Origin of the sequence: Mesorhizobium sp. dw_380 (genome assembly GCF_018588885.1) — a bacterium.
GTDB lineage: Bacteria > Pseudomonadota > Alphaproteobacteria > Rhizobiales > Rhizobiaceae > Mesorhizobium.
The window spans coordinates 260,291-283,792 of the sequence record NZ_JAFFIW010000002.1; the positions used below are offsets into that span (position 1 = coordinate 260,291).

At 60.5% G+C, this 23,502-nt stretch carries 35 protein-coding genes and 1 tRNA gene; 20 read left to right on the forward strand and 16 right to left on the reverse strand.

The genetic code is table 11. From position 1 onward, the window contains the following. Nucleotides 1-96: 96 nt before the first annotated feature. The gene (locus tag JT360_RS02865; RefSeq protein ID WP_214470009.1) at nucleotides 97-804 is read left to right on the forward strand and encodes a hypothetical protein; all 708 of its coding nucleotides are present in this window, start codon (nucleotides 97-99) and stop codon (nucleotides 802-804) included. A 145-nt stretch (nucleotides 805-949) separates the two neighbouring features. Here the strand turns inward: JT360_RS02865 and JT360_RS02870 are convergent, their stop codons facing one another. The 4 genes from JT360_RS02870 to JT360_RS02885 all read right to left on the reverse strand — a co-directional run bounded on the left by JT360_RS02870 (nucleotide 950) and on the right by JT360_RS02885 (nucleotide 2,596). Then, nucleotides 950-1,420: a GNAT family N-acetyltransferase gene (locus JT360_RS02870; RefSeq protein WP_214470011.1), complete on the reverse strand. Its 471-nt coding sequence runs from the start codon at nucleotides 1,418-1,420 to the stop codon at nucleotides 950-952. A 172-nt stretch (nucleotides 1,421-1,592) separates the two neighbouring features. Then, on the reverse strand, nucleotides 1,593-1,916 hold the full coding sequence (locus tag JT360_RS34205; RefSeq protein ID WP_502845451.1) for a hypothetical protein: 324 nt from the start codon (nucleotides 1,914-1,916) through the stop codon (nucleotides 1,593-1,595). Next, entirely contained in the window at nucleotides 1,804-2,202 is a 399-nt protein-coding gene (locus JT360_RS02880; RefSeq protein WP_214470013.1) for a hypothetical protein, read from the reverse strand. Before JT360_RS02880 ends, JT360_RS34205 begins: the two co-directional genes overlap by 113 nt. Then, nucleotides 2,195-2,596: a hypothetical protein gene (locus JT360_RS02885; protein ID WP_214470015.1), complete on the reverse strand. Its 402-nt coding sequence runs from the start codon at nucleotides 2,594-2,596 to the stop codon at nucleotides 2,195-2,197. The genes JT360_RS02880 and JT360_RS02885 overlap by 8 nt, the downstream gene beginning before the upstream one ends. Before the next feature lie 76 nt (nucleotides 2,597-2,672). Between JT360_RS02885 and JT360_RS02890 the strand changes: the two genes are divergently transcribed. The 3 genes from JT360_RS02890 to JT360_RS02900 all read left to right on the forward strand — a co-directional run bounded on the left by JT360_RS02890 (nucleotide 2,673) and on the right by JT360_RS02900 (nucleotide 5,190). After that, nucleotides 2,673-3,488, forward strand: a complete 816-nt coding sequence (locus tag JT360_RS02890) for a class I SAM-dependent methyltransferase (RefSeq protein ID WP_214470017.1) — start codon at nucleotides 2,673-2,675, stop codon at nucleotides 3,486-3,488. A 197-nt stretch (nucleotides 3,489-3,685) separates the two neighbouring features. Beyond that, on the forward strand, nucleotides 3,686-4,636 hold the full coding sequence (locus JT360_RS02895) for an IS1595 family transposase (RefSeq protein WP_214470018.1): 951 nt from the start codon (nucleotides 3,686-3,688) through the stop codon (nucleotides 4,634-4,636). 263 nt (nucleotides 4,637-4,899) lie between these two features. Beyond that, nucleotides 4,900-5,190 carry a DUF3892 domain-containing protein gene (locus JT360_RS02900; protein ID WP_214470020.1) on the forward strand — a complete coding sequence of 97 codons (291 nt, stop codon included), beginning with the start codon at nucleotides 4,900-4,902 and terminating at the stop codon, nucleotides 5,188-5,190. 116 nt (nucleotides 5,191-5,306) lie between these two features. Here the strand turns inward: JT360_RS02900 and JT360_RS02905 are convergent, their stop codons facing one another. Further along, nucleotides 5,307-5,456 (reverse strand): hypothetical protein, encoded by a 150-nt coding sequence (locus JT360_RS02905; protein ID WP_214470022.1) that lies wholly within the window; start codon nucleotides 5,454-5,456, stop codon nucleotides 5,307-5,309. Here JT360_RS02905 and JT360_RS02910 point away from each other — a divergent pair. Further along, the gene (locus JT360_RS02910) at nucleotides 5,455-6,027 is read left to right on the forward strand and encodes a hypothetical protein (protein ID WP_214470024.1); all 573 of its coding nucleotides are present in this window, start codon (nucleotides 5,455-5,457) and stop codon (nucleotides 6,025-6,027) included. The genes JT360_RS02905 and JT360_RS02910 overlap by 2 nt on opposite strands. 337 nt (nucleotides 6,028-6,364) lie before the next feature. On the opposite strand, the gene JT360_RS02915 is transcribed toward JT360_RS02910, so the two are convergent. Beyond that, the gene (locus JT360_RS02915; RefSeq protein WP_214470026.1) at nucleotides 6,365-6,892 is read right to left on the reverse strand and encodes a hypothetical protein; all 528 of its coding nucleotides are present in this window, start codon (nucleotides 6,890-6,892) and stop codon (nucleotides 6,365-6,367) included. Between the two features lie 870 nt (nucleotides 6,893-7,762). On the opposite strand from JT360_RS02915, the gene JT360_RS02920 reads away from it, so the two are divergent. Both JT360_RS02920 and JT360_RS02925 read left to right on the forward strand, forming a co-directional pair. Beyond that, a complete protein-coding gene (locus JT360_RS02920) occupies nucleotides 7,763-8,032 on the forward strand; it encodes a hypothetical protein (RefSeq protein WP_214470029.1) in 270 nt (89 codons plus the stop codon). Between the two features lie 87 nt (nucleotides 8,033-8,119). Beyond that, nucleotides 8,120-8,425: a hypothetical protein gene (locus JT360_RS02925; protein WP_214470031.1), complete on the forward strand. Its 306-nt coding sequence runs from the start codon at nucleotides 8,120-8,122 to the stop codon at nucleotides 8,423-8,425. 6 nt (nucleotides 8,426-8,431) lie between these two features. On the opposite strand, the gene JT360_RS02930 is transcribed toward JT360_RS02925, so the two are convergent. Both JT360_RS02930 and JT360_RS02935 read right to left on the reverse strand, forming a co-directional pair. Continuing rightward, nucleotides 8,432-8,860: a DoxX family protein gene (locus JT360_RS02930; RefSeq protein WP_214470033.1), complete on the reverse strand. Its 429-nt coding sequence runs from the start codon at nucleotides 8,858-8,860 to the stop codon at nucleotides 8,432-8,434. A 149-nt stretch (nucleotides 8,861-9,009) separates the two neighbouring features. Next, nucleotides 9,010-9,966: a prohibitin family protein gene (locus tag JT360_RS02935; RefSeq protein WP_214470034.1), complete on the reverse strand. Its 957-nt coding sequence runs from the start codon at nucleotides 9,964-9,966 to the stop codon at nucleotides 9,010-9,012. 722 nt (nucleotides 9,967-10,688) lie between these two features. On the opposite strand from JT360_RS02935, the gene JT360_RS02940 reads away from it, so the two are divergent. From JT360_RS02940 to JT360_RS02950, 3 genes are all read left to right on the forward strand, one after another. Further along, complete coding sequence (locus JT360_RS02940; protein WP_214470036.1) at nucleotides 10,689-10,868, forward strand: DUF3606 domain-containing protein; 180 nt, start codon at nucleotides 10,689-10,691, stop codon at nucleotides 10,866-10,868. 337 nt (nucleotides 10,869-11,205) lie between these two features. Further along, nucleotides 11,206-11,652 (forward strand): GFA family protein, encoded by a 447-nt coding sequence (locus JT360_RS02945; RefSeq protein ID WP_214470038.1) that lies wholly within the window; start codon nucleotides 11,206-11,208, stop codon nucleotides 11,650-11,652. 96 nt (nucleotides 11,653-11,748) lie between these two features. Next, entirely contained in the window at nucleotides 11,749-11,997 is a 249-nt protein-coding gene (locus tag JT360_RS02950; RefSeq protein ID WP_214470040.1) for a DUF982 domain-containing protein, read from the forward strand. Between the two features lie 242 nt (nucleotides 11,998-12,239). Here JT360_RS02950 and JT360_RS02955 read toward each other — a convergent pair whose 3' ends face one another. Next, the gene (locus JT360_RS02955) at nucleotides 12,240-12,533 is read right to left on the reverse strand and encodes a hypothetical protein (protein WP_214470042.1); all 294 of its coding nucleotides are present in this window, start codon (nucleotides 12,531-12,533) and stop codon (nucleotides 12,240-12,242) included. Between the two features lie 131 nt (nucleotides 12,534-12,664). On the opposite strand from JT360_RS02955, the gene JT360_RS02960 reads away from it, so the two are divergent. After that, a complete protein-coding gene (locus JT360_RS02960) occupies nucleotides 12,665-13,576 on the forward strand; it encodes an alpha/beta hydrolase (protein ID WP_214470043.1) in 912 nt (303 codons plus the stop codon). Nucleotides 13,577-13,675: 99 nt separating this feature from the next. Further along, on the forward strand, nucleotides 13,676-13,972 hold the full coding sequence (locus JT360_RS02965) for a hypothetical protein (protein WP_214470044.1): 297 nt from the start codon (nucleotides 13,676-13,678) through the stop codon (nucleotides 13,970-13,972). 185 nt (nucleotides 13,973-14,157) lie between these two features. Here the strand turns inward: JT360_RS02965 and JT360_RS02970 are convergent, their stop codons facing one another. Continuing rightward, nucleotides 14,158-14,409 carry a hypothetical protein gene (locus tag JT360_RS02970; RefSeq protein ID WP_214470045.1) on the reverse strand — a complete coding sequence of 84 codons (252 nt, stop codon included), beginning with the start codon at nucleotides 14,407-14,409 and terminating at the stop codon, nucleotides 14,158-14,160. A 176-nt stretch (nucleotides 14,410-14,585) separates the two neighbouring features. Here JT360_RS02970 and JT360_RS02975 point away from each other — a divergent pair. From JT360_RS02975 to JT360_RS02990, 4 genes are all read left to right on the forward strand, one after another. Then, nucleotides 14,586-14,659: transfer RNA gene (locus JT360_RS02975), tRNA-Gln, on the forward strand. 145 nt (nucleotides 14,660-14,804) lie between these two features. Next, entirely contained in the window at nucleotides 14,805-15,200 is a 396-nt protein-coding gene (locus tag JT360_RS02980) for a hypothetical protein (RefSeq protein ID WP_214470046.1), read from the forward strand. Beyond that, on the forward strand, nucleotides 15,197-15,727 hold the full coding sequence (locus JT360_RS02985) for an ImmA/IrrE family metallo-endopeptidase (protein WP_214470047.1): 531 nt from the start codon (nucleotides 15,197-15,199) through the stop codon (nucleotides 15,725-15,727). Before JT360_RS02980 ends, JT360_RS02985 begins: the two co-directional genes overlap by 4 nt. 778 nt (nucleotides 15,728-16,505) lie before the next feature. Next, on the forward strand, nucleotides 16,506-16,709 hold the full coding sequence (locus JT360_RS02990) for a hypothetical protein (RefSeq protein WP_214470048.1): 204 nt from the start codon (nucleotides 16,506-16,508) through the stop codon (nucleotides 16,707-16,709). An 86-nt stretch (nucleotides 16,710-16,795) separates the two neighbouring features. On the opposite strand, the gene JT360_RS34025 is transcribed toward JT360_RS02990, so the two are convergent. Next, complete coding sequence (locus JT360_RS34025; RefSeq protein WP_352126988.1) at nucleotides 16,796-17,020, reverse strand: hypothetical protein; 225 nt, start codon at nucleotides 17,018-17,020, stop codon at nucleotides 16,796-16,798. A 306-nt stretch (nucleotides 17,021-17,326) separates the two neighbouring features. On the opposite strand from JT360_RS34025, the gene JT360_RS02995 reads away from it, so the two are divergent. After that, the gene (locus JT360_RS02995) at nucleotides 17,327-17,572 is read left to right on the forward strand and encodes a DUF982 domain-containing protein (protein ID WP_214470049.1); all 246 of its coding nucleotides are present in this window, start codon (nucleotides 17,327-17,329) and stop codon (nucleotides 17,570-17,572) included. 285 nt (nucleotides 17,573-17,857) lie between these two features. After that, nucleotides 17,858-18,028, forward strand: a complete 171-nt coding sequence (locus tag JT360_RS03000) for a DUF378 domain-containing protein (RefSeq protein WP_250888595.1) — start codon at nucleotides 17,858-17,860, stop codon at nucleotides 18,026-18,028. A 161-nt stretch (nucleotides 18,029-18,189) separates the two neighbouring features. Here the strand turns inward: JT360_RS03000 and JT360_RS03005 are convergent, their stop codons facing one another. Both JT360_RS03005 and JT360_RS03010 read right to left on the reverse strand, forming a co-directional pair. Continuing rightward, nucleotides 18,190-19,251: a PAS domain S-box protein gene (locus tag JT360_RS03005; RefSeq protein WP_214470051.1), complete on the reverse strand. Its 1,062-nt coding sequence runs from the start codon at nucleotides 19,249-19,251 to the stop codon at nucleotides 18,190-18,192. 91 nt (nucleotides 19,252-19,342) lie between these two features. After that, nucleotides 19,343-19,585: a DUF3604 domain-containing protein gene (locus tag JT360_RS03010; RefSeq protein WP_214470052.1), complete on the reverse strand. Its 243-nt coding sequence runs from the start codon at nucleotides 19,583-19,585 to the stop codon at nucleotides 19,343-19,345. Nucleotides 19,586-19,888: 303 nt separating this feature from the next. Here JT360_RS03010 and JT360_RS03015 point away from each other — a divergent pair, with 303 nt between their 5' ends. Next, a complete protein-coding gene (locus tag JT360_RS03015; RefSeq protein WP_250888578.1) occupies nucleotides 19,889-20,170 on the forward strand; it encodes a hypothetical protein in 282 nt (93 codons plus the stop codon). A 136-nt stretch (nucleotides 20,171-20,306) separates the two neighbouring features. Here JT360_RS03015 and JT360_RS03020 read toward each other — a convergent pair whose 3' ends face one another. Beyond that, the gene (locus JT360_RS03020) at nucleotides 20,307-20,459 is read right to left on the reverse strand and encodes a hypothetical protein (RefSeq protein ID WP_214470054.1); all 153 of its coding nucleotides are present in this window, start codon (nucleotides 20,457-20,459) and stop codon (nucleotides 20,307-20,309) included. Between the two features lie 158 nt (nucleotides 20,460-20,617). Between JT360_RS03020 and JT360_RS03025 the strand changes: the two genes are divergently transcribed. Continuing rightward, nucleotides 20,618-21,385 carry a class I SAM-dependent methyltransferase gene (locus JT360_RS03025; RefSeq protein WP_214470055.1) on the forward strand — a complete coding sequence of 256 codons (768 nt, stop codon included), beginning with the start codon at nucleotides 20,618-20,620 and terminating at the stop codon, nucleotides 21,383-21,385. A gap of 163 nt (nucleotides 21,386-21,548) precedes the next feature. On the opposite strand, the gene JT360_RS03030 is transcribed toward JT360_RS03025, so the two are convergent. Next, nucleotides 21,549-22,622 (reverse strand): D-alanine--D-alanine ligase family protein, encoded by a 1,074-nt coding sequence (locus JT360_RS03030; protein ID WP_214470056.1) that lies wholly within the window; start codon nucleotides 22,620-22,622, stop codon nucleotides 21,549-21,551. Nucleotides 22,623-22,677: 55 nt separating this feature from the next. Next, nucleotides 22,678-23,295 (reverse strand): cysteine peptidase family C39 domain-containing protein, encoded by a 618-nt coding sequence (locus JT360_RS03035; protein ID WP_214470057.1) that lies wholly within the window; start codon nucleotides 23,293-23,295, stop codon nucleotides 22,678-22,680. Nucleotides 23,296-23,502: the final 207 nt, after the last annotated feature.

Here is a 23,502-nt window from a genome sequence, read left to right on the forward strand (position 1 = left end):
CAATACCAAGATTGAGCATGAATTTCGGCGCCACCCTGCCCTCCGCGGGCCGAACAGGCCCAACCTCCGATCCTGCTTGATCATTCCGGATATTCGATGCGTCACCAGCATGCCGTCATCCACCACCGCGCGCTCGACTTCTGGCTGGCGCGTGCGGCTGTCCTAGTCATCATCTGCCTGCAGCTCTTGGTGATCAACGATCTTTCGTTCGGGCCCCGCTGGCTGGCGCCGGCGCTGGAAGCCGCCCTGCTCGTGCCTTTGTCGGTGGTGACTGCCTGGACACAGGTCGCCACCCAGAAAGCGGTCGAGGAGGAGCACTGGTATCTGGTCGGCCGCTTTCGCGTCATGATCCGCAGGACGGCCCTGGTGATGACCGGCGTCGTCAGCGTCATGAACTGCGGATCGCTGGTGTTCCTGGTGCGTGCCCTGCTGGCGGGCCATGCCGGCTCCAGCGGCGAGACGCTGCTGGTCGACGCGCTCAACATCTGGGTGACCAATGTCATCGTCTTTGCGTTGTGGTTCTGGAGCACCGACCGGGGCGGCCCGCCGACCTGCGGCCTCGTCAAACGCGCCCATTCCGATTTCCTGTTCCCGCAAATGACCTTGAACGACCGCGAGATCCGCGACTGGCTGCCTGGCTTCGTCGATTATTTCTTCCTCGCCTTCACCAATGCGACCGCGTTTTCGCCGACCGACACCTTGCCGCTCTCCCAGCGCGCCAAGCTGCTGATGATGGCCGAGGCGATAATCTCGCTGCTGACCATCGCGCTGGTCGCCGCCCGCGCCGTCAACATTCTCGCCTAGGCCCAGAAACACGAAATAGCCCGCCCGGCGAACCGGAGCGGGCTATTTGGTTGTCTTCGACGGTCGCAATGCCGTGCTAAAGCAATGAAAAGCGTGAAACGAAACGCGAGATCCACGGCCGGAGAGCGACGTCGATCCAACACCCTCAATCCGCGCCGAGATCTCGTTCGAAGACCACCTGGTCGCGCAGCGGAATGCCGTCCACGAGCAAGCCTTCGGGATAACCGGTCGATGGCCCGAATGCATCCTGCACGATACGGCACATACGAAACCCCTGCCGCTGGTAGAAGCGCAGATTGCCGATGTCGGCGGTTGCGGTCGAGACAATCAGGCGCCGGCCGTTGCGCTCGCGGCAACGCCTGATGACCGCGGCGACAAGGGCTCGACCCACCCCCTCGCCCTGTAGTGCCTGGGTGACCGCAACGCTCTTGAGTTCGAAGGTGCCGGCATCGCCGGTCTCGACGATCTGCGCATGGCCGATGACCTCACCGCCTTCACAAGCGACCAGCACCTCGCCCACCCTGATGTAACTGACGATCTGGGTGGGAGAATCGTCGGCAAGGGCAAACAGCGGCAGCAGCGCGTCGCGGTCCCCGTCATATCGTTCAATGTGCATTCGCAAGCCTGTGCTGGATCAATGCCGCCGCGAGTCCGGCAGCGTCGCGCCGGGATATAGCAGCGCCCGATCAGGAGCCAAAATGCAAAAAGCCCGCCCCGGCGGGAGCCAAGGCGGGCTTTGCTCGATCGAACCGTCAGGTGCGGTTCCCGACGCCGGGGAAAGCCCGGAGTTATTCCTCCGGAGCTGGCCTGAACTTGCGCACGATCACTTCGAACAGGATATCCGATATCCACATGGCGCAGATGCCGATGAGAAAGGCCGCGGCCAGAGTCGTGGTGTCGTCATTGGCCAGCGGCAGGCCGGTGGCGCGGGAATATTGGACCACGGGCAGCGTCAGATAAGGAATGTAGGAGGCCAACTGGTTTGTCCGGCGCCTGCGGTCAAGCTCCGCCAGCAGCGCCAGATATTCCGCTCTCGCCGCCGTCAGCGGGTTCTTCGAGGAACGGCCGGAGGACGGCTTCGAGGCTAAGGATGCGGTTGCGGATCTCCTCATCGCTCAGTGCGTCCAGTTGGTTGATCGAGACAAGCCCGGGCAAATCCTTGGGCAGCACCGACAGCACGATCTTCAGATACTGGTCCGGCTTGTCGGCCCGCACCTCGGCAATGACGCCGGCGCCGTGGGTGCGAAAATCGGCGCGCACGGCGGCGAGAAAATCGTCGCCCAGCGTCTTCTTTGTCCGCCTCGGACGTGGCGCGGAAGCGGACGGAGCGATGGATGGCCTGCGCCTGGTCGACCGTGCCTTGCCGCGCTTCGGCCCGGCGTTGGCTTCGTCAGTCATTGGCCGGTGCCACGGCGTTTGTTTGGGCGTCGCCGGCGGGCGCCATCGTGCCGGCTTTCGGCACCGGTTTGGCCTGCCTGGCCGGCTTCTTTGGGCGGGCGACTTTCTTCCTGGCCCTTTTGGCGCGCTTCGGCTTTGCTATCCCGACAGGCTTCGCCGTGCCGGCCCGCGCCTTGAGGCGCGCCATGGCGAGACCGGCGCGGACATCGGCGCCTGCTTCCGGAAAACAAAAGCCACCGGCCGCGTCCCGCACCATGCCGATCAGAACGCCGGGCGCGACCTGCTCGATACGGCCGAGACGCGCCTGCGGCGCCGCGCCCTCGAATTCGCCAATGGCGCTGACCACCTCGCGGCCGTCATCGTCGGTGATGATGGTTGCGTAGCGTTGGGACATTGGAATGTCTCCTGGATCGTCCGCGCGTTGCGTAACGGGTGCAATGATGGGATGTTGCCTCAACCGGGAGAGCGCCATGAATAACGTGACCAGTCACTACGCCAGCAATGGCATCGTCGAGCGCATATTAGCCGCCATCCCCGATGCCAAAATCGACGCTCTCGATGCCAGGCAACTCTATCCGTTCGACCAGCTTCACGGCCGCGAACTGATAGCCACACAGGACCATGCCGCCCGCCTGTCGCCTTCATCCTCCGACCGCATCCTGGATATCGGCAGCGGCATTGGCGGTCCGGCGCGGTTCCTGGCCTCTACGTATGGCTGCGCCGTCGACGGCGTTGACCTGACAAAAGCTTTTGTCGACGCATCCACCCAACTGACCAGGCTCAGCGGGCTGAGCGAGAAGGTTCGCTTCCACGAGGCGGACGCGACCAGACTGCCTTTCGCCGACGATACGTTCGATGCGGCGATCTGTTTTTATGTCGGCATGAACATTGCCGATAAGCCCGCGGTCATCGGCCAGGCTTTTCGCGTGCTCAAGCCTGCGGCCAAGTTGATCTGGACCGAGGCGGTAGTGGCCGGCGGAGAGCCATATTATCCCCTACCCTGGGCGGTCTCACCGGCGACGAGCCATCTTCTTGATCGCGATGCCCTGAAAACCCTGTTCGCCGACGCCGGCTTCCGGGTTGACGAAATCATCGACGAAACTGGCGAACATGTCGAACTGGCACTCAAAAGGGCCAGTTCCGGCATCTTGCCCTCACCCGCCCAGCAGCAGGCCAATGAGATCGTGCTCGGCACCGAATTCGTGCAGCGACGCAAGAACTACATTCGCAGCCTGAGTGACGGCAAGCTCGCATCGCTGGCCGTGATCGTCTCGAAGATTGGCTGACCGGAGCCGATCCGCCGGGGTCTCCAGAAACAAAAAACCCGCCTCGGCGGCGGGTCGTCGGCGCAAATCAGCACCATGGACAAATATGTAGCATAGCTGCCCTCACCCGGTCAACGACTTTCTAGGAAAAAATTCCTAATTATATACGTGACAAAAGTAGCGCCTTGGGGTATGAATGAATCCAAGGAGTTACCCACATGGCCGACCTTCAGAACCCGATCTTCCACGACGAGGACAAAGCCCGCGAAGCCCTAGAGGCTATCCGTTGGCCGCATGGTCCCTATTGCCCTCATTGCGGTAACGCCAACCCGGACAAGATCGCCCTGATCGAAGGCAAGAAGCAGTCGCACCGTCCCGGCCTGCGCTACTGCAACGAATGCAAGGGCCAGTTCACCGTAACTGTGGGCACCGTGTTTGAGCGTTCAAAGATCCCGCTGACCAAGTGGTGGCTGGCAACGCATCTGCTTGGCGCATCGAAGAAGGGCATGTCCGCGCACCAGCTCCACCGCATGCTTGGCGTCACCTACAAGACCGCTTGGTTCATGGCGCACCGCATTCGTGAGGCGATGAAGGAAGACGTCAAGTCGTCCGGCCCGCTTGGCGGCGAAGGCAAGATCGTGGAAGCCGACGAGACCTATTTCGGACCTAAGGACACGATCAAGAAGCGCACCATTCGCGGCAAGCCGTCCAACTCGTCCAAACGTTCTATCGTGGCGCTTGTCGAGCGCGGCGGCTCTGTTCGTTCCTTCCATGTTGAGCGCGCTACAAAGGCGTCTGTCCGCGACGTGCTAGTCCGCAATGCCGACCGCAAATCGACGTTGATGACCGACGAGTCCAACTTCTATCCGATCACCGGACGGGAGTTCGCGGACCACGCTACCGTCAAGCACACTGGCGGCGAATACGTTCGCTATGAGGCCGACCGCATCGTCCACACCAATACGATTGAGAACGTGTTCTCAGTCTTCAAGCGCGGCATGGTCGGCGTTTATCAGCATTGCGGCGAAGCCCATCTTCACCGCTACTTGGCCGAGTTCGATTTCCGCTACAATCGCCGCACCAAGCTCGGCTTTACTGACCAGATGCGTGTTGACGCCATCATGGAAGGCATCGACGGCAAGCGTTTGACCTATCGAAGCGCTCACTAAGCCAAAGACATTGCGCCAAAAGGCGCGCAAATTTCTTTTGAGGCGAAAGAAAAAAGCCCTGTGAAAACCGGGTATAGCGACGTTTAGGGCTTGCTAGATTTGTTCTCTATCTGTCCGATTGCAAACGGCGGTGATTTTCCCGAATCACCGCCGTCAATGCAACCAAGCCACAGGACGGCTAGGCACATGAGAACGAACACCAAACTAAACTTACCGGTGATTCCGTCAAGCCGTCCTGTGGCCACACACAAGGACTTTTTGAAATGGCAGGACGTTTCCAAATCAAGTGCATAAACAAGCCGAACCGCGACAGCTCTGTCGAGCATATAACCCATGTCGGCGGTTTCGGAACGAGCCAGTGGAAGTTGACTGTAGAAGATGTGATAGCGCGGATCGAGCGTACCGGCCCGGATCACGAAGATTTCTTCGTCAAGGTCGGTCAGTCGGAAGCGAACGTTATCGTCGTTAGTCCCGTTGGCCGGCGGAAGCATATCCGCACGACGCGGGATTTGACGGTGCGGGATAATCTCCTGAGCCTTCCTGAATGCCCGTGATCATGGCGTAAGGGGACTTTGTGCCGCTCGGCTCCAATGCCCACTCTAGGGCTTGCTGAGCGGCGTAAAGCTCATCGTAGCGCGGACCGCTGGCCACTAGAGATTCGCGGATGCGGTCAATCTCTCTTCGGATGAAGCTCATTGGGCTTGTCCTCTTTGGGCTTTGTTCCTTCCTTCCCGGTCTTCGGATCGGGAGGGGTCTTCACCAAGCGCTCCATGATGCGCTTCGTTTCATCCAGGTCTTTGTTTTTTTCGGTGTCAGCCATGGCGAAAATTCCCGATAAGGAAGACCTGATCTTCCGTCCAACGCGCGACGAAACCTACATCGCGTTTGCCGCTGCCGTCGATTCTTGGTCAAAGGTCGAATGGCAAATGATGTTTCTGTTCAATTCCGTCAGCACTCCAACCGATCTTAACAAGTCTGGCTCGATCCTCCTATCAATCATCGGCATTCAAGCGCAGCTTCGCGTCATTGAAGCAGCGGCGCGGTCCCATCTTCGCAAAGATCCCGATCTTCTGAAGGACGTAGAACGCACAACCGAAAAAATCGGCAAGAAGGCGACAATCAGGAACCGCATAATTCACGGGCGATGGAACGAAACCCATTGCTTTAATGGCGCGGAATATCAGCACACTGAATTGATCCGCACCTTTTCCGCTGAGCAGATATTTGGTCCCACCTACAGCACGGAACAAGAGCGAAAGGCTTTGCTAGGAAAATTCCTTTTCGACAAATCAGAACTCGATAAGGCCGCTGAGATGTTCGAGCATTTATCGAACACCATATTCAACCTTCAGTTCAGGATCGTGAGCGGATTCGCGCCAATAGTGGGCTAGCCCATAGCTCTTTCGCTATGGCCTCGAATTTTCGTTGAGGGTCATTCGCATCCAAGCCCAGCCCAACTGCTTCTCGCAAGATATTTGCGAGGGCATTCACCATCTCTGGCGTCACTTCCAATTCCTGATTCGTTGGCGGTTCCCCGCCTGTTGCCGGCCTGTCAGCCACGGAATACTCCTAACTGTGACTTTTGTCACGTATATAATTAGGAAAAAATTCCTTGAGACATGCTTGACCTGCGACGGTTTAATTGTCATCCGAGCCGCGACAGGCCGGGTACCGAGAGCGCCTCCGATCAGACAAGAAAAAGCCCGCCAAGCGGCGGGCTGACAGCGGTCAAGCGTAAAGGCGTTCTCGCTCCCTCTCTCGCTCCTTTTCGTGCGCCGCCTTGTGGCTTTCCTCAAGGTGAGCGTTTGTCTGGCGGAGAATAAGCGCTTCTAGGGCAGTCTCTGTTGTCACTTGGCCGCGTTCAAACAGCCATATGGCTACATCCGTCCAATCCCAGAGCGGATTCGGGGTGCTTACCCTTGCTACAGGCAATGGAAAGTCAGCACCTCGCTCGCCCTTGGAATATAGGCTTACTGCTGCCCTTGTCAGGTTTGCGCGCTCGGCAATTTCGGAAAGGCTAACCAGATAATCTGGTTCGATCCTTTCGACCGTTGCCCCCGCCGCCTTCACGGCCTCAATGGCGGAATTGATAGCGGAACTAAGGTCTTCGGCCTCGCGGGCAAACTGAAGAATGATGGCACCTCGTGCCACCGCAATAGTGGCGTCATCACAGCCTGCTTCAAAGAAGCGGTCTTCGAAATGGTCATCCTCGTGGTCGACCCCAGAGGCAACAATCGTGAACTCAAACGTCCTCATTTTTAGCCTCCTTTCCTGCCTTGTGAGCGCAATTCTTTCCATGGCCGCGCAATTGATTTGCGTGGTTTTGAGCGGATCGCGGTGTTGACCAAACAGACACTATGCAACCGGTGCGGTCATGTTGCTCGCACATCATCCTGCCCCAACAATGGGCGCTTTTCCCGGGTGCCTTCCATGTCCATCCAAGAGATTCCAAATGAGAAATTGCAGCCTCGATCTCCTTGCTCGGGTGTCGGGGGCGGCTGCTCATTTCAGTGCGCCTAAAATGATGCAGCTGTTAACGGTTGTCAACACCATACGTTCCAATTCCTGAATTTAGGATGAATGAATGCGGATCCGCCTAAAGGCGAAAGCACATTCAAAATCGCCTTAATCGGTCGCAAGCTGATATAGCAGGCAGAAAAGATCCCCCGTAGGAAGATTACTTCCTTTTCCTAAGAAATAGGAGTCGTCTTGCCTTCTGCTTAAGCGTGACTGGCTTCACCAATCCGCCGATAGTAAGCGATAGCAACTTTTGGCGCCAGTTCGAAGACACAGCCGGCATTCACTTGAGGGACAAGCTGAAAAGCAAAACCCGCCTCGGCGGCGGGTCGCTGGCGCAAATCAGCACCATGGACAGATATGTAGCATAGCTGCCCTCAGCCGGACAACGACTTTCTGAGAAAAAATTCCTATTTTCCTTTTCGGCTCATGCGAAGCATCGCCGACCGCGGTAGTTCAAAACAAGACCCGCCTCACCGGACAGTCGGATCGCCGCACGGCCGCGGATGCCTGCATTGCCCAGTCGGCTTTTCACCGGCCGACAGCTGTGGGATCATCAGCTGAAGCTCATGGAATGATTCGCGTCGCACGGCCTTGTGGGAGAGGACGATGGACAGGCCAGCCATGGCATCCGTGTTCAGGATGCGGCATGCTCCAGCCTCGGTGTCCGGTGTGCGCAGCACCGGCCAGGGCCAGGCCGATCCGGTGATCCGGGTGCATTCGCTTGGCGAGGCGATCCGCTTCGTCGCCAACGCTTATCTCAACTACGACGTCAGCGCCGTTGCCATCGTCTGCGGCGATCCTGCGATCCCGCGCCTCGGCAGCCTGGAGGTCAGGGCGCTGTGGCGCGAATATGGCGAGCGCCTCACGCAGGAATAGACGCCTCGGCCGCTTCGCATGGCCCGCCGCCCTCCGGATCGGAAACGCCGCTCGCGCGTTTGAACGTAGATCAATGGAGGGAGCACCATGAACGTCGCCAATCTGCAACTCGAAGGCCTGCTGATGGCCGTCGCGTCGATCAACCAGGTCCTGGTTCGAAAGGGGGTGCTGACGTCGGAGGAGATCGACATTGCCCTGCGCAAGGCCGAGGCCAGCGAAACCGGCCAGGAGCGGTCCGAAGGCATGTCGGCTTCGAGCCGCGATGCCGTCAACTTTCCGATCCGGCTGCTGGAGCTCGCCAATCAATGCCAGCCGGAGGCGGACATGCCGTCCTTTTCGCAACTGGCCCGCATGGTCGGCCAGATGAAGGAACCCTACAACGATCAGTTGTGAGCCCGCTCACGCCCGGCCCGGCCAGCCCAGGTTCACGGAAAGCACCCGTCCCGGCCCATGCACGGCGGCAAACAGCAGCCCGGCCAGGAAGGAAAAATGGTCGACGAAGAAACCGAACTCGGCCTGGTTGCCGGCCCAGTGGCTGGGGCCATGGAAGGCAAAGGCCAGGAACACCACATAGGCTCCGGCGATCAGGGCCGCCAGCGTGAAGAAGGCGCCGCTCAGGAAACACAGCACCAGCGCCACCTCCAGTATCGCCGCGCACCAGGCGAGGAACAGCGGGAACGGAAAGCCGGCGGCGGCGATGTAGCCGGCGGTGGCCTCCATGCCCATGAATTTGAACGTCACCGCCATGAGGAAGACGGCGGCAAAGATCAGGCGGGCAATGAGAAGAGCTGCGGTCTGCCACGGCGATTGAGTGATTTGCGACGGCATGCATGTCCTCCTGGATTAAATCCGGTTTCGCTCCCAAGGACGCACCCGCGGCGCCACATCCGACACGCCCTTGCAAATTTTTTCGCGCGAGGCCGCGGGGCAAGCGCCCAGGCAGCCAGAGAAGCCCTCCGTGCGCCGATCGGCCGGCCTCAATTCGCCACCGGCGCCGGCGTGCTGAGCTCGAGAAATGGCACCGTCGAGCCCGGGATCATCGACTTCGGCAGCTCCCCATCCCACTTCTCGGCCTTGGTCAGTTCGACAAGCAGCGGATTGTTCGCAAGTGCGGCAGCGCGCGCCTTGATCGCCTCGGCCGTTGCCTCGCCTTCGATCTTGGTCTTGTAGGCGCTGGCCTCGGCTTCCGCCTTGACGCTGTCGGCGCGGCCCTTGGCCTGGGTCACCGCGATGTCGGCCTTGATCTTTTCCTGCTGCAGGTTCTGCTCCTGCTTCTGCACTTCCACCTGCGCCGTCATCCTCGCCTCGACCGCTTGTTCATAGGCATCGGAGAAATCGATGTTTTCGACCTGGACGCTGTCGATCATCACCGGCCCGTCGGTCACCGCCGAGATCGCGTCGGCGACATCCTTGTTGAACTTGGCGCGGTTCTGGATCACCGACACCGCGTCATATTGGCCGAACACGGTCTTGATCTCCTGCGGTGCCTTTCGGGCGATGATCCGGTCGGCCAGCGCCTCGATCGACCCGTAATTGGTGTAGACGTTGCTGACCTCGGCCGCCGGCACATGGAAATTGACGGTGACGCGCATGTCGGCCGGTTGCTGGTCGCGCGAATAGGCCTGCATGGCCGGCAGGTTGCCGCAGTCGCTCTGGTTCTCGCAGCCCCATTTCAGCACCTGCTGGCGCAGGCTGATCTTTTCGACCCGCTGCAGCCAGGGCAGCTTGAAATGCAGGCCGGGATCGACGACCGAACTCAGCGCGCCATTGGTCAACAGCACGCCACGGTCGCCCTGGTCGATCGTGTACCAGGAGCCCATGATGGCGGCGATCAGCGCCAGCACGATGGCCAGCGCGATGACGCCTGTGCCGATGGAGCGGGACCCGGCCCCAGCATGCTGAAGACGGTTCGAATTGCCTTGTGTGTCAGTCATTGCCACCCCCATTGTCTTGCCCGATTCCAAGAATTCCCCGCAATCATGGCGGCAAGATTGCCAAGATGTGGGACAGTTCTGCCTTCCGCGCCAGTGACCTCGCAATATTTCGGCTAAGGCGGCCGGTATTATGGTTACGCAGCACTCACGGGAGCTTCAGGGAGATTTTCAAGCCCTGTCTGCCCTCAAATATCTCGCGGCCCAGCGTCTGAAGCCGGCCGAGCCCAAGCCACGGCGCCCAGCCCGGCCGGCGTTCACGAACAATTAACGATGCTGAAACTTGTCCGTAACCAGCAACGTGATATCGTTAGTTGGGGCTAATGCACAGGCATGTCCGGTGCAGCTATTTGGGCGGGTTGAGTTTTGAGCGCGAGCGTCAGGTTGGGGACGACGTCCCATCTGGTCCGGTCACCGGTGCTGGAATGCAGCGGCTGTGGCGGCACCGGACAGGTTTTCCAATGCCCGCGCTGGACAAGTTCCAACGGCCTTTGCTGCCCCGCCGGCACGCACCACCGTGGCTGTCCTGGCGCCAGCGCGCCTTGCGCCGAATGCTGCGACACCGACTACCGCAGCGCCGGCCCGGCCCAACCATCGGCCTGAATTGAGAGCTCGCAAGCCGTACGCCTGCCATGGAACCAGCGGCGCCGCTCGCTGTTATTGCTGACCCGGCATCGAATACCGATGCAAGGCGACCATGCGGTTGACAGAAAGTGAGGCCCGGCATGCCCGACGACAAATCAAAGATCAAGCAGGACCGCAAGCTGGTTTCGAGCGAGGACACCTACGAGGTTGCCGCATTCGCGCGCAAATACGGCATTCCGCTGAGCGAGGCCCAGACCATCATCAAGCGCTACGGCCCTTCGCGCAAGAAGCTCGACAACCACATGGCCGCGCGCGGCTGATGCATGTCGCCCAAAAGTGACCTCGGTTTGGGAGAACGACATGCATGAAACAAAGACCTACGGCGCGCCGCATGAATCCGTTTCGCAGCGACGCGCTTTAGCCTGTGCGGCAACCATTTCGCCGGCATGGCGTTGAAGGATGCTGCGGGCCGCGTCAAACCGGTTGGTAGCTACCAACCGGTTGGTGGTACCAACCGGGCCCGGCGGTACGGTGAACAGGATGTCTTTTTCCCGGTTTCTCATCCTGGCCGGCGAAATGGCAGACGAGCACCTGTCCCGCCCGGCCCGTGGCATGCCAGACTAGCGATCTAAGACTGGCGAAGCGGAGGCCACGACCATGTCCGACACCACCATACGCAGGACAGGCAGCTGCCTGTGCGGCGGCGTGCATTTCGTCGTCACCGGCGAGCCATTGCGGGTCGGCCTTTGCCATTGCAAGGACTGCCGCAAGGCGAGCGGCTCTGTCTATTCGGCCTTTGCCATCTGGCCACGCGACGCCTTCGAGACATCGGGCGAAGTCGCCAGCTACGGCACGCGCAGCTTCTGCCCGACCTGCGGCAGCCGCGTCGCCTGGGTCGGCGACACCGAGGCCGAGGTGATGCTCGGCAGCCTCGACGTCGCGCCGACCGACCTTGCCCCCGAATACGAATTGTGGATCGGCCGGCGCGAGACCTGGCTGCATGCCTTGCCCGGCGCCGAACAGTTCGACCATGACCGGCCGACAGCGGAAAATGCCGCTCCGCCGACGCCGAGGCCTTTGTCGGACGCCGTCGCGCCCGACTGAAAATTGATCTTTCGGGCCTGGAACCCTACGTGGTCGGCGACGTTATCGGGCGCCCCTTTTCTTGGGGCGCACGACATGCCTTCACGGAGATGACCGTTGAACGACAAGATGTTTCCCCGACCGATCCGCCTGAAATTTGCGCCGGAGCGCGAGCGCGTGGTGCGCAGCGCCTGGGAAGGCCTGGAATGCCTCCGCGACTGGCCGGCCGGCCAAGGCCGGCGATACCGCGCGGCGCTGCGCAGCTGCCGCGACGCACTGGACGGCTGGACGCCGCCGGAAAAAGCGATGCGGGCGATGATCGACGCCGCGCGCGAAGCGCGGGTCCTGCAAGAGCTGCACAGGTGATGGCCGGCTTGATGGTTCGGACACGATCCGGAGGTGGCGACCATTCAGGACGCCAATGAAATCCTGAGCGACTGGCCGCATGCCAGCCGCGGTCCCTTCCCTTCTATCAGCCCGCGCGCGAAAAGATCGAGGCGGCGCTGGACAGCAATGCCGGAGTGGCACGCCGGCCTTCTGGTCCGCTAGAATCTCGAAGAAGTGGTGGCCGAGTTCCTCCCGGCCACTCGAATACAAATTGCACCGCATTATTTCGCCGGCGGCTGCACCGGGATTTCGCCAGGCTTGATTACGGGTGTCTTGCCGTCGTCCGGTGCCGGGGCGGCCATGCCTTGGTCACCCGTAGGCGGCGGCTTCAGCACGCCGCCACACTCGTTAAGCTTCTCCGTCAAATTGCCGCTGCCGGGCTGCTGCTTGGTGCCCGGATCCGTCTGGGCCCGGCATTTGTCGGACTGCTGGACGAGGTTCTGCTGCTGATCCGTCTGTGCCGCCGCCGGCATCGCCAGCACCAGGGCGCAAGACGCGATGATGAGAGGTTTCATCTCGGCCTCCTTCTCCTGCACGGCCGCCGCTGCGACCCTGCCTTCCCAAGGACAACGCCCGGCGGTTGAAAAGGTTGGCGGTTTTGCCCTGCCGCGTGGCAACCATTCCTCTACCTTGGCCGTTGCCAGGAATGTTCGCGGATTTTCAGGCGCTCGAGGTCGACTGCGGCGATGCCGTCATATTCATTCGCAGCGCCGGCGCTGGTCCGGCGGTGCTGCTCCTGCACGGCTTTCCCCAAACCCATTTGATGTGGCGCGACGTGGCGCCGATCCTGGCGAAGCGCTTCACAGTCGTATGCGCCGATCTGCGCGGCTACGGCGCCAGTTCCAGCCCGGCTTCGAGCCCCGATCACGCACCCTATGCCAAGCGCGCCATGGCCGCCGACATGGTGGCCCTGATGTCGAAACTGGGCTTTGGCAGCTTCATGGCCGCGGGCCACGATCGCGGCGGGCGGGTGGCCTATCGCATGGCGCTCGATCATCCCGACAGCGTCGAAAAACTCGCCGTTCTGGACATTATCCCCACGGGGGACGCCTGGGATCGTGCCGATGCCAGGCTGGCGCTCGGCTATTGGCCCTGGTCCTTGCTGGCGCAGCCGGAGCCGCTGCCGGAACGGATCCTGGCGACGGCCGCCGAGGCCATCGTCGAAAACGCCCTGAGCGGCTGGGGGTCGTCGGCCTCGGTGTTCCCCGAAAGCGTGCGCCAGGCCTATGTCGACGCGTTGCGCGACCCTGCCCATATCCATGCCATCTGCGAGGAATATCGCGCCGCCGCCACGCTTGACCGCGCACACGACCAGGCCGACAGGAAAGCCGGACGGACCATCCATTGTCCCGTGCTCGCTTTGTGGAGCGGGCAAGGCGCGCTTGCGCAGTGGTACGCCGGCGAAGGTGGACCGCTGGCGCTCTGGCGAGGCTGGGCTGCGAATGTGAGCGGCCAGGCAATGCCGGGAGGACATTTCTTTCCCGAGGAGGCGCCGCAACCGACCGCGCAGGCACTGGCCGCCTTCTTCGGCGAGGCGGCGGAAGCCCCTTTGGAGTAATGCTGGCCGCCACGTGCGATGCGCTGCCTGTCGTGGAACCGGCGGACAGATGATGGGTTTTGTGGAACAATGCATGCCATCGAAACCAAGAGAACCGTTATGTCCACTCGACTTCGAATCCTGTCGATGGCCTTGGGCGCCGTGCTCGCGGCGACCGGCCTGGCCGAGGCCCGGCCCGACAGCCGCGCCATGAGTTGCGCCGATATCCGGGCCATGATCCAGAGCCGTCGCGCCGTGGTGCTGACCACCGGCCCGAACACCTATGACCGTTACGTCAGGCAGTTCGGCAACGAGTGCGACTGGCCGGAAGTGCCGATGTCTGCCTATATACCGGCTCGCGACGGGCACTGCCCGGTCTATCGCTGCGAAGAGCCGGTCGACAACTTCCCGAATTGACGAGCCGCCGCACCGGGCCACACCATCTCTGGTTCGCGACACCCAGCTTGAGGTGAATGCCATCAGGGGCGAATTAGCGTGATCTCCTCACGCAAACCTTGTCGCCGATCTCTTTCGCCATATCGAAGGCAGCCTGCCGGCAGCGCGCCATCCATGCCCCGAAATGTCCATCCAAGGCGTGGAAATCAAAAGCCCAATGTGATCCACGGGTTGGTGTCATATCCGAGACGCGGCTTTACCGGCTGCGCGTTGTGGTCTGGCGACGTGGCAGTTCCCGTCAAACCGCAGTCCAACTTTGGAACCGGCTTCGGCTTCTTGGCCGAATGTTTGGTAGAGCACAAGGTAGCGGCGTTACTGACTGCCACCTTCTTCTCCTTGGCAACGGCGACACCACTCGCCGCGATCATGACCGCGGCGCAAAACATGACTATTTTCATTGGAACACCCTCCATCGCAGCGTCCCCAGACGTACGCACATGACGTCACGTCATATGTATATTAGCATTGGCGAATATAAAGGAAAGCGTCAAAGCGTAGGGAACTCGCGAAAGAGCCAAGCGGCTTATTCCGAATTGACGGGCCGCCGCACCGGCCCCATAACCATCCCAGCTTCTCCCGCTTCGTCTAATGGTAGGACAGCGCCCTTTGAAGGCGTGAATCGTGGTTCGAGCCCATGAGCGGGAACCAGAAAAATCAACAGCTTAGGTATAAGGCGGCTGAAAATGTCGAATATCGGTCGAATAAACGCCTGCGAATTTGCCTGAACGGCGCTTGATTGCTTTCGGTGGCATTCCTGCGACTATCTGCGACTTAATGCTTTGGGGGGCTTGGCATGCGGGTAATGCGCCGATTGATTTTCGGCTTGATGTTCACGATCAATATCGCGCTTTTCGTGTGCCTACTCTACCTCTTCATCGGCCGAGGGTACTATGTCGTTTCAGGCTTCACCTCAGTCGAGGTCGTGACGATCGTTCTGGCTGCGCTCGGCGTAATGTTGACTGCGCTTGGGATTTTTATCGCAATGCTTGCGATCTGGGGGTATCAGTCGCTGAGAGCCACATCGAGCGAAGTCGCGCGCGCGACCGCCGAGAATCTGGTAAAGTCAGAGCTATCCGCAATGGTGAGCCGTGAGGTTGCGGATCTAGTGACCTTGAAAAATACGCTAGGGACCACAAGTGGTGACGCGCAGGCGGCGGTAGATAGTCTCGATGGAGACAAAACGGCATGATTAACTATGGAGACGTGAACGCTATCGTTCAAAAATACGCTCTGGTCGCTCCGGTCGATGTGAAGGCAATCATCAGTGAAATCGGGCTTACCTATGTTGAGCGCGATATGCCTGAAGGCGAGTCTGGCTACATCGAATACGACGGGTGGCATTGCACTATAGCAGTCAACGCACATGAAGGCCCCCAACGCAAACGTTTCACTGCCGCTCATGAGCTTGGGCACTTCATGATGCATCGTGACCTACTCAAGGAACACCGGCATTTGGACCGTCTCTTCGACGAGGCCGCCAATCGTAATACTGCTCGCCCACTTGATTACCATCACGAGGTACAGGCCAATCAATTTGCGTCCAGCTTGCTAATGCCGAAAGCCACCATAAAGCGGCTGCTGCATGAGGGGATCAACACGATCCAAGCTCTTGCCCTGAAGTTTGACGTCTCGAAATTGGCAATGGAGTATCGGCTTAAGACGCTCGGAATGCTTGGAGAGGTGTCGGACGCTCGGGAGACGACAGCCGCAGAATGAAAAGCCCGCCACCGTGAGGCAGCGGGCGCTAGTTCGGGAGGAAATGCGGTCAAGGGGGCGTCCCCTTTGCCCCGTTGACAACGGTACGCCTCGCTTAACTGGATAATAAGCGCGCGCCGGTTGAAGCACTGCATATTCGAGTTGTGTGACTTTTCTGCCACAGAGATAGCACTTGATCAGCCTAGCGGCACCAGCAGATGAAGCACCGCAAGGAACGCCTTTCGCTTGTCAGGCGTGCCGCCAGGGCTTTGCTCGGGCTTTGGCAAAGCGAGTTGGCCATAGCTGCGTCGATATCAGTCGCGACGCTTCGACGGATGGAAGCGAGCGAGTCTGCCGCTGTTGGGCTTACCAATAATGTAGCGGCGGTGCGACGAACCCTCGAAGCGGCCGGTGTCGAGTTCATCCCCGAGAATGGCGGCGGCGCTGGCGTGAGGCTTAGGAAGGCTTAGGCTCAGGAGGTGGCACGTTCGGGTGTGGGCAATCAGGCTTTTCGGCACACGGAGAGGGCCGATCGCCCACGCCGCCATACCGTTCCACGAGTTTTGCGAATCCGTAGGCGAAGGCGAAAAGAAGCGCCAGGACAACCGCTATTCGAATGGCCATAGGGGATTGTAGCAGGATCCCGCATCCTTAGATGCTGTCGAAACAACAAGATGTAGGTAGGTTCGGCGTTATATCGTTTTACGCAATCCCCAGTTGCTAGACTCGCGCGGCAGCCGGCATCTAATTTTACCTCAGGCGGAGAGGGAAAAGGTCGCGAACTGGGAGGAATTCGACCATGGATTACGATTTCGACGCCGGCACTCAACCAGAAAATCAGCCTTACGAAGTCACTTCATTCGCAAGAAAGCATGGCCTGACGATACCGGCTGCGGACGCGGTTCTTTTCGCCAAGGGTCCGTCTCGGGAGGCATGCGATGCCGCCGCACTGGCGTTCCTCTGTGCCATTGCCGCACAGGCCAAGAAACAGTCGGCGCGCTAGCCGTTCCGTGATCTGACCGGGTGCAAAAAATGGCCCGTTACGGTGTAGCGGGCCAGGAGACAGGGAAAGGATAATTCGGGCGTTGGTCAGCCACCCATCTTCTTCGCCATCGCGCAGAATTCTGCATGCGACTTGTTGAGCGTGGTATCGCCGCAGTCTTTGAACACCGCCTCGAACACGCTCACGATGTAGGTTGTGGCCGGCTTGTCGGCCATCTCTTCCCCAGAGGAAAGATTTGAAAGCCCGCGCCTCTGGCGGAGGACGCGGGCCGATCGAAGGTCCGATCTTCGGCAGGCGATGGAGGGCACCACCTGCCGCATGCATCAATCTTTAGAGCCGCTAATGTTCCGTCAAGTCGGCTCTGGTTTGCAAATCGGCTCTGGCTTGTCACGGTCGAAAGTCGGGTTCCAGTCACGATTGCGCTCCCGCTGATGACCTTCGTAATCCGGGATGCATGTGAAGAACACCGGCCGGCGGTCGCGTCCAGCGGCCTCGCATGCCGAGCAGATGAACAGCCCGACTAGATTCTGGTGCATCGAACCATGATCCGGCCCGATGGCTTTTGAAACCATGCGCCGCCACAAGCGTTCTATGTTCGCAATGTTGTAGAGGCTCCGATGCAAACTGCATGGTTTTCAAGGCCCGTCATGGTTTCGGTCGGCGTGGCCGGTGCCACCCGCAATTTGACCAACACACAGGAGGCCATCGAATTGCTGACGACACATTGGCGTGACGCCGGCAGCCCGAAGCACCAGTCCGCGCTGCGCGCCTGCCGTCGGGCGACGAGCGGCGACGTCTCTCCCGATACCGCCAGGGAGGCTTTTGTCGAGGCCGCGCGCGAGGCGCATATCCTGGTGGAGTGAGTTCTCCCGGCTCCGAAACATCGTTCGGCGCAGCCGTCGCGGTCTCCGGGCGCGCAATGCCGGCCCAGCTTCGCTCCTTCCAACCAGCCTTCGCAAGGTTGGTCACGGACTGTTGCCGTTGTTCACAATTTCGTGACTAATGGAACCGCCTGAAACCACAGGCGTTTTTTCTGCAGACGCCGTTTTTGCGGACGTTTGTAAGGCAACATCAGGAGGCGTTTTATGCGCATCATGAACCTGGTCACCTTGGCGCTTATCATCCTTGGCGGCTTGAACTGGCTGGCCATGGGCTTGATAGGCCTCGACGTGATCGGCACGGTCTTTGGGGGAGCCACCCCGGCTCGCCTTGCCTATGTGATCATCGGTCTTGCAGCCATATGGCAGCTGATGCCGGGCTTCCAGAGCTTGACGGTTGGAGAAGTCGATGCCGAAAGGCATCTCCGTCATCATTCGTGATCGTTAACCGGGGCGGCGGAAAGCCCGCCGCCCCGCCTCAGTATAAGGGTCGGATCCTTCGACGGATGCGCTCCAGATCTCTTTTGTTTTGACGCAATTCCCAAGGGAAAGCGCTATGCGCTTTCCCGGGAAAACCGTTTCACACTTTTCCTGGAATTGCTCTAACTGCCGAAGCCCAAAGCCGCGCCATCGTCTTCGCCACCGGCTTGCGGCACGATGATCGATGCCAGCGGCGCGTCGAGGCGCCAGCTGAGATGACCGGGCGACCGTTCCAGGACGGCTGAGCCGCCCAGCGACTGCGGCGCCACGCGCTGCAGGACGACGGTGCCGAAACCCTTGCGCGCGATCTGCTCGCCCTTGTCGCCAGGACGGGGCAATGATGTCTCCTCCCAAAGCAGCTGGAATTCACGCCCGCCGACGGCACCCGAACCGATTTTCCAAGTGATCTCGACCCGGCCGGCGTCGCTGGCGAGCGCGCCATATTTGGACGAGTTCGTGCCGAGCTCGTGGAAGGCCATGCCGAGGTTCTGCACCGCATTCGACTGCAGCGTCAGGACAGGACCCGAAAGCAGGATCTGCTCCTCACGGCCGAACGGCTTCAAATGTTCCTGGATCAGGTCGAAGAGGCTGGCCCCCGCCCACTCCGAGGTGACAAGCAGATCGTGCGACCGCGACAGCGCCATGATGCGGGCGCGGATCAGTTCCTCGAACTCATAGGGATCGCTCGAGCGCTTGCTCGTCTCCCTGACCATCGACAGGATGACCGCGAACTGGTTCTTGACGCGATGGTTGACCTCCCTCATCAGCAGCCTGATCCGCCGCTCGCTTTCCTTGGCGGCGGAAATATCGCGGGCTATCTGCGACGCGCCGATGATCTCGCCACCTTCGCTCTTGATCGGTGAGACCGTAAGCGAGACGGAAATGAGCATGCCATCCTTACGCTTTCGCGTCGTCTCATAGCTCGCCACTCGGTCGCCGCTGCGAACCTTGGTGATGATCTCGGTCTCCTCGCTCTTGAGGTGATCGGGAATGAGCATGAGGATGGACTGGCCGATAGCCTCCTCGGCGCTGTAGCCGAACATGCGTTCCGCCGCCTGGTTCCAGCTTTGGATGATGCTGTTCAGGTCCTTGCTGATGATGGCGTCGAAAGAGGAATCGACGATTGCAGCGAGGCGCGCGTCGGCGGTTGCCCCATGTTTGTCACCGCCGTCTATGTCGATCATCGCCGCTCGTAATTCCAGTTTCCCAATCAGATAAGGCGCAAGCGGTTCAAGGCAATCGCCGGTGTGAAGATTACGGCGCCGGGCGAACGGTTCACTCCGGTCGGTCAGGCGATTTCTTGCCGTTGCCGTCGGGCATGATCACCCCGAACTCCTGCGATTTCGCACCAAGCTCCGCCGTCAGGAAGCCTTCCGAGGCTAGACCGCGGCGAAGCAGTTCCCGCACCGCGGCCGAGCGGCTGGGCATGCGCTTGTCGAAACGCCAGTTTTCCAGGGCCGCGAGTTCATCATGGGTGAGCATGATCTGCAGTCGTTCCGGTCGTTCCAGTTCAGCCATGTGCGCCTCCTTGCGCAGGACCAAAATGCGCCGAGTTAGTATTTGCCTCACTTGTCTCATAGTTAGGAATAGCTTCATACCACGTCAAGTGCCGCCAATGAGCGGAGGCCGTGAATGCTGCACCTCTCGCATGATGATGATCAGACACAGATCGAGCGTTTGCGTAACTATGCTAACTATATGATTTACATATATATTTTCAAGATTTGACTTGCCACGAACCAGCATTCGGCGCATGCTGCGGTCTTAACGGAAACCAGATCCCTTTGGGAGGTTTCGATGCGATACGATTATTCCACACGGTTGCGCGATGACGTCAGTTCGACGGTCTGCACCGCATTCAAAACGGCAGGCATCGTCAACGTCACGGTGGTGGCGGAAAGGATCAGGGTCAGGAACCTGGCCGAGAATGTCGCCCTCGAGGACGTTGAACATCTGGTCCTGCAGGCAGCCCAACTGATTGGCGCGGCGATCGAATTCGATGCATTGAGCAACGGCCTGGCTTTGTCTGGAAACGACGCCGTTGATGGTGACGAGCCTGCGATCGACACGCCCGCATTTTCGCAGCCGGCCCCGATCCAATAACGGCGACCTGATGCAAGCGCCGCTTGATGGCGGCAGCATCAGGCGCCGGTTCAACTCATCAGCCAGCCCCCTGCCCGGTCGAGGAACGTATCGCGCTGCTCGACCGCCGCCGGCGCGCCCAGCCCGAACGCCGCCGTCAGCACTCCGATGTTCGAGGAGATGAGATCGGCGAAGCGCCGAAAGGCACGACCACGGCATCAGTCGTCTCGAAGCCGAGCGCTCGCGACAGCGAGAGCGCCTCGGCCTCGGCGCGCGCGTCATGGATACGGCCCTGATCGGGAACCTTCAAGATGAGTATGTTATGGACAGAAGACCCTGCCTCCTATAAGGCAAAGCTCATAACAAAACACAGCAGTGATCAAGGACAATCTGATCGTTGCACTAATATATCATTGTAACTGAGCCTATGTTCTAATCGAAGCCGTTGCTCGACACCGGGAGAGAGACATGGTCACAGAGCAAAAGGACATAATTGCCCGCGAGCGGGAGTTTCACAACGCGCGTTTCGCGCAGGCGGAAGATCCCCGCAAACATCTGGACAAGTGGTACTGGGCGATCCGCCATGGCGCGATGCAGCAGGACGCGCTAATCAGGCGTCTGGCCACCGATGCGGACCTGCTGGAATATGGCTGCTCGACCGGCGGATGGAGCCTCGACGATCTGCATTTGCCCACGGTGTGCCGGTCCCTGGTGGGCATCGACATTTCAGACGTCGCAGTGCGGCGCGCCGAGGAGCGTGCCAGGGAGCTTGAGGCTTCAAACACCGAATTTCTGGCGATGAACGCGGAGGCAATGACGTTTCCGGACGGCAGCTTCGATCTAGTCTACGGCCGGGGCATCATCCATCACCTCGACCTCGTCAAATGCTACACGGAAGTCTCGCGCGTGCTGCGCCCGGGAGGAAAGGCCCTGTTCTACGAGCCGATGGGCCACAATCCGCTCCTGAACGCCTATCGGTCCAGCACGCCCGGCATTCGCACCGAGGACGAGCACCCGCTGCTCGTGTCGGATTTCGAACTTGCGCGGCACTATTTTGCGCAAGCGGACGTTCGCTATTTCGGCTTGTTTTCGGTAGCCAGCGCACTTTTGCCGTCGATATTGCGCGAACCGGCCTTCGTGCTCGGTCGGACGGTCGATTCCGTCGTGCTGAAAATGCCCTATATCGGCCGGTTTTCCTGGCACGCGCTGATCACGCTGACCAAGCGGCTTTCCTGACCGGCTCGGTATCGCGAAAGCCAATCATGTGTCGGTCGGTTACGTGTGGTTTGAGGTGCAGACGCCGGACCAACACTTGGCCGGACCAACACTTGGATTGAGCGATTTGCTCCCGAGCGGGATCACCGGAAGCGCGTCCCAACAGAGACGGACTTCCCGGGGATCACCGCGCGCCATGCCGCGCCAGCGCGTGCTCGATCAGCACGTCGATGACCTTGATGTAGTCGATGCCGATCGCCGCCAGCGCCTTGGCGTACATTGAGATGTCGGTGAAGCCGGGCAGCGTGTTGACCTCGTTGACCAGCAGCGAACCGTCGGCGCGCAGGAAGAAATCGACGCGCGCCATGGCCTCGCAGCCAAGCGCCTGGAAAGCTTGGCGCGCCATCTCCTTTGCCTTGTCGGCAACCGCCGCCGGGACATCGGCGGGCACTTTGACCACCGCGCCGTCGGCGTCGAGATATTTGGCCTCATGGGTGTAGAAGCCATGCTTGCCGGCCGGGATGATCTCGCCGGGCAGCGACACCGTGAGTGAGCCGTCGGCCCGCTGCAACACCGAGCATTCGATCTCGCGGCCTTCGACGAACTCCTCGATCAGCGCCTTGCCGTCGTAGCGGAAAGCCGTTTCGACGGCCTGCTCGAAGCCATCCCTGTCATTCACCTTGCTCACCCCGAAGGACGAGCCCTGGCGCGCCGGCTTGGCGAAGAAAGGCAGCCCGAGCGCCCCGGCGATCTCCTGGAACGAACCGACATCGTTGCGATGCACGGTGACCGAGCGGGCGACGGCAAGTCCCGCCTCGCGCAGCAGCCGCTTGGCGACATCCTTGTCCATGGCGGCGGCCGAGGCGAGGATGCCGCAGCCCACATAAGCGACATCGGCGACCTCGGCATAGCCCTGCACCGAACCGTCCTCGCCGAACGGACCGTGCAGGACGGGAAAGACCACATCGATAGGGTCGGGCTGCGCGCCACCATTGGTGACGGCCACCAGCCGGCCCTTGCCGCCGGGCAGCAGGGCGACCTCGATACCGTCCTCCGATACGGGCGCCCCTGCCCCGTCGCCGCCAGCCTCGGACGACGGTTGCAGCAGCCATCTGCCGTCCCTGGAGATGGCGATCGGGACCACCTCGTAGCGCGTCCGGTCGATCGCCTTCAGCACATTGGCGGCCGACAGCCGCGACACATCATGTTCGGCCGAGCGCCCGCCATAGAGGATGGCAACCCTGGTTTTGTCCTTCATTGAAAAGCCCTGTCTTTCATTGAAATGCCCTGTCCTTCATCGAAATCCCTGGAAATCAAATGGCTACGGCAATGCCGCGATTGGCGAAGAAGCAGTCGAAATCGGCTGGCGCCAACACTGCGTTTGCCTGTGTGGCGCTGTTGTGGCCGGACGGGTTGTGAAAGCGAAAACCCTCGTCCGACGCCGCCGTCACCAGCACCAGGTGGCCGCCCTTCGACGGCGGCTCGCGCTCGGGCCAGCGGATCAAGCTGCTGACCGACGCGATGAAGAACCGCGACCGGGCCAGGATCGCCGGAATGTCCGCCGCCCCGACATTGGTCATCACCTCGGCCCGCAGGCCGAATTCCGCCTGCACGAAGGCAACGAAGGGCGCATAGATCAGCCCCTTGATCGAGCCCTCATTGACGACATAGCCGCCATATCCAGTGCACCGTCTTGCCAGTTCGATCGTCGGCACGATCTCGCCGCGCGCCGCCAGGATCATCTTCAGACACGCCATGCCGCAGATGTTGGCGGCCCAGACCGCGTATTCGTCCAGGCTCGCCGCGCCTGAGCCCTGCCACAGCGGATCGCGCCTGAGCGCGGCCTCAGCACCTTCGGCGAGCACCGCCAGCGTCATATCAGGCATCGCCCACTGGCTGAAAAACGGCACGAGTTCAGGCAATGGATTCATGTAGACTCCTCATGCGGGTGGATTCATCTCGTATACGAGGATACGAGATGAATGAAAAGCGGCTTAAACCGTGTCGTCATCCACGGGCGGAGCAAGGAGCGAAGCGACGCGGCGCAGACCCGAGGATCCATGCCGCGACTCCCGAGCGCCACTGCGGTGCAGAATTCTGCTCCGCTGCACTCCTCTGCTAGGTCGCGGAATGGATCT

Excerpts from the sequence above, each read along its gene's own strand:
- JT360_RS02865 (WP_214470009.1), top strand. The coding sequence starts at position 97 with ATGCGTCACCAGCATGCCGTCATCCACCACCGCGCGCTCGACTTCTGG.
- JT360_RS02885 (WP_214470015.1), bottom strand. The coding sequence starts at position 2,596 with ATGTCCCAACGCTACGCAACCATCATCACCGACGATGACGGCCGCGAG.
- JT360_RS02905 (WP_214470022.1), bottom strand. The coding sequence starts at position 5,456 with ATGGCTGACACCGAAAAAAACAAAGACCTGGATGAAACGAAGCGCATC.
- JT360_RS02895 (WP_214470018.1), top strand. The coding sequence starts at position 3,686 with ATGGCCGACCTTCAGAACCCGATCTTCCACGACGAGGACAAAGCCCGC.
- JT360_RS34205 (WP_502845451.1), bottom strand. The coding sequence starts at position 1,916 with ATGAGGAGATCCGCAACCGCATCCTTAGCCTCGAAGCCGTCCTCCGGC.
- JT360_RS02960 (WP_214470043.1), top strand. The coding sequence starts at position 12,665 with ATGTTCGCGGATTTTCAGGCGCTCGAGGTCGACTGCGGCGATGCCGTC.
- JT360_RS03025 (WP_214470055.1), top strand. The coding sequence starts at position 20,618 with ATGGTCACAGAGCAAAAGGACATAATTGCCCGCGAGCGGGAGTTTCAC.
- JT360_RS02870 (WP_214470011.1), bottom strand. The coding sequence starts at position 1,420 with ATGCACATTGAACGATATGACGGGGACCGCGACGCGCTGCTGCCGCTG.
- JT360_RS02945 (WP_214470038.1), top strand. The coding sequence starts at position 11,206 with ATGTCCGACACCACCATACGCAGGACAGGCAGCTGCCTGTGCGGCGGC.
- JT360_RS02995 (WP_214470049.1), top strand. The coding sequence starts at position 17,327 with ATGCAAACTGCATGGTTTTCAAGGCCCGTCATGGTTTCGGTCGGCGTG.
- JT360_RS02965 (WP_214470044.1), top strand. The coding sequence starts at position 13,676 with ATGTCCACTCGACTTCGAATCCTGTCGATGGCCTTGGGCGCCGTGCTC.
- JT360_RS03010 (WP_214470052.1), bottom strand. The coding sequence starts at position 19,585 with ATGGCTGAACTGGAACGACCGGAACGACTGCAGATCATGCTCACCCAT.
- JT360_RS02940 (WP_214470036.1), top strand. The coding sequence starts at position 10,689 with ATGCCCGACGACAAATCAAAGATCAAGCAGGACCGCAAGCTGGTTTCG.
- JT360_RS03035 (WP_214470057.1), bottom strand. The coding sequence starts at position 23,295 with ATGAATCCATTGCCTGAACTCGTGCCGTTTTTCAGCCAGTGGGCGATG.
- JT360_RS02985 (WP_214470047.1), top strand. The coding sequence starts at position 15,197 with ATGATTAACTATGGAGACGTGAACGCTATCGTTCAAAAATACGCTCTG.
- JT360_RS02900 (WP_214470020.1), top strand. The coding sequence starts at position 4,900 with ATGGCAGGACGTTTCCAAATCAAGTGCATAAACAAGCCGAACCGCGAC.
- JT360_RS02880 (WP_214470013.1), bottom strand. The coding sequence starts at position 2,202 with ATGACTGACGAAGCCAACGCCGGGCCGAAGCGCGGCAAGGCACGGTCG.
- JT360_RS02925 (WP_214470031.1), top strand. The coding sequence starts at position 8,120 with ATGAACGTCGCCAATCTGCAACTCGAAGGCCTGCTGATGGCCGTCGCG.
- JT360_RS02980 (WP_214470046.1), top strand. The coding sequence starts at position 14,805 with ATGCGGGTAATGCGCCGATTGATTTTCGGCTTGATGTTCACGATCAAT.
- JT360_RS03030 (WP_214470056.1), bottom strand. The coding sequence starts at position 22,622 with ATGAAGGACAAAACCAGGGTTGCCATCCTCTATGGCGGGCGCTCGGCC.
- JT360_RS02970 (WP_214470045.1), bottom strand. The coding sequence starts at position 14,409 with ATGAAAATAGTCATGTTTTGCGCCGCGGTCATGATCGCGGCGAGTGGT.
- JT360_RS02910 (WP_214470024.1), top strand. The coding sequence starts at position 5,455 with ATGGCGAAAATTCCCGATAAGGAAGACCTGATCTTCCGTCCAACGCGC.
- JT360_RS02955 (WP_214470042.1), bottom strand. The coding sequence starts at position 12,533 with ATGAAACCTCTCATCATCGCGTCTTGCGCCCTGGTGCTGGCGATGCCG.
- JT360_RS03000 (WP_250888595.1), top strand. The coding sequence starts at position 17,858 with ATGGGCTTGATAGGCCTCGACGTGATCGGCACGGTCTTTGGGGGAGCC.
- JT360_RS03005 (WP_214470051.1), bottom strand. The coding sequence starts at position 19,251 with ATGATCGACATAGACGGCGGTGACAAACATGGGGCAACCGCCGACGCG.
- JT360_RS02890 (WP_214470017.1), top strand. The coding sequence starts at position 2,673 with ATGAATAACGTGACCAGTCACTACGCCAGCAATGGCATCGTCGAGCGC.
- JT360_RS02920 (WP_214470029.1), top strand. The coding sequence starts at position 7,763 with ATGGACAGGCCAGCCATGGCATCCGTGTTCAGGATGCGGCATGCTCCA.
- JT360_RS02935 (WP_214470034.1), bottom strand. The coding sequence starts at position 9,966 with ATGACTGACACACAAGGCAATTCGAACCGTCTTCAGCATGCTGGGGCC.
- JT360_RS02930 (WP_214470033.1), bottom strand. The coding sequence starts at position 8,860 with ATGCCGTCGCAAATCACTCAATCGCCGTGGCAGACCGCAGCTCTTCTC.
- JT360_RS02990 (WP_214470048.1), top strand. The coding sequence starts at position 16,506 with ATGGATTACGATTTCGACGCCGGCACTCAACCAGAAAATCAGCCTTAC.
- JT360_RS02915 (WP_214470026.1), bottom strand. The coding sequence starts at position 6,892 with ATGAGGACGTTTGAGTTCACGATTGTTGCCTCTGGGGTCGACCACGAG.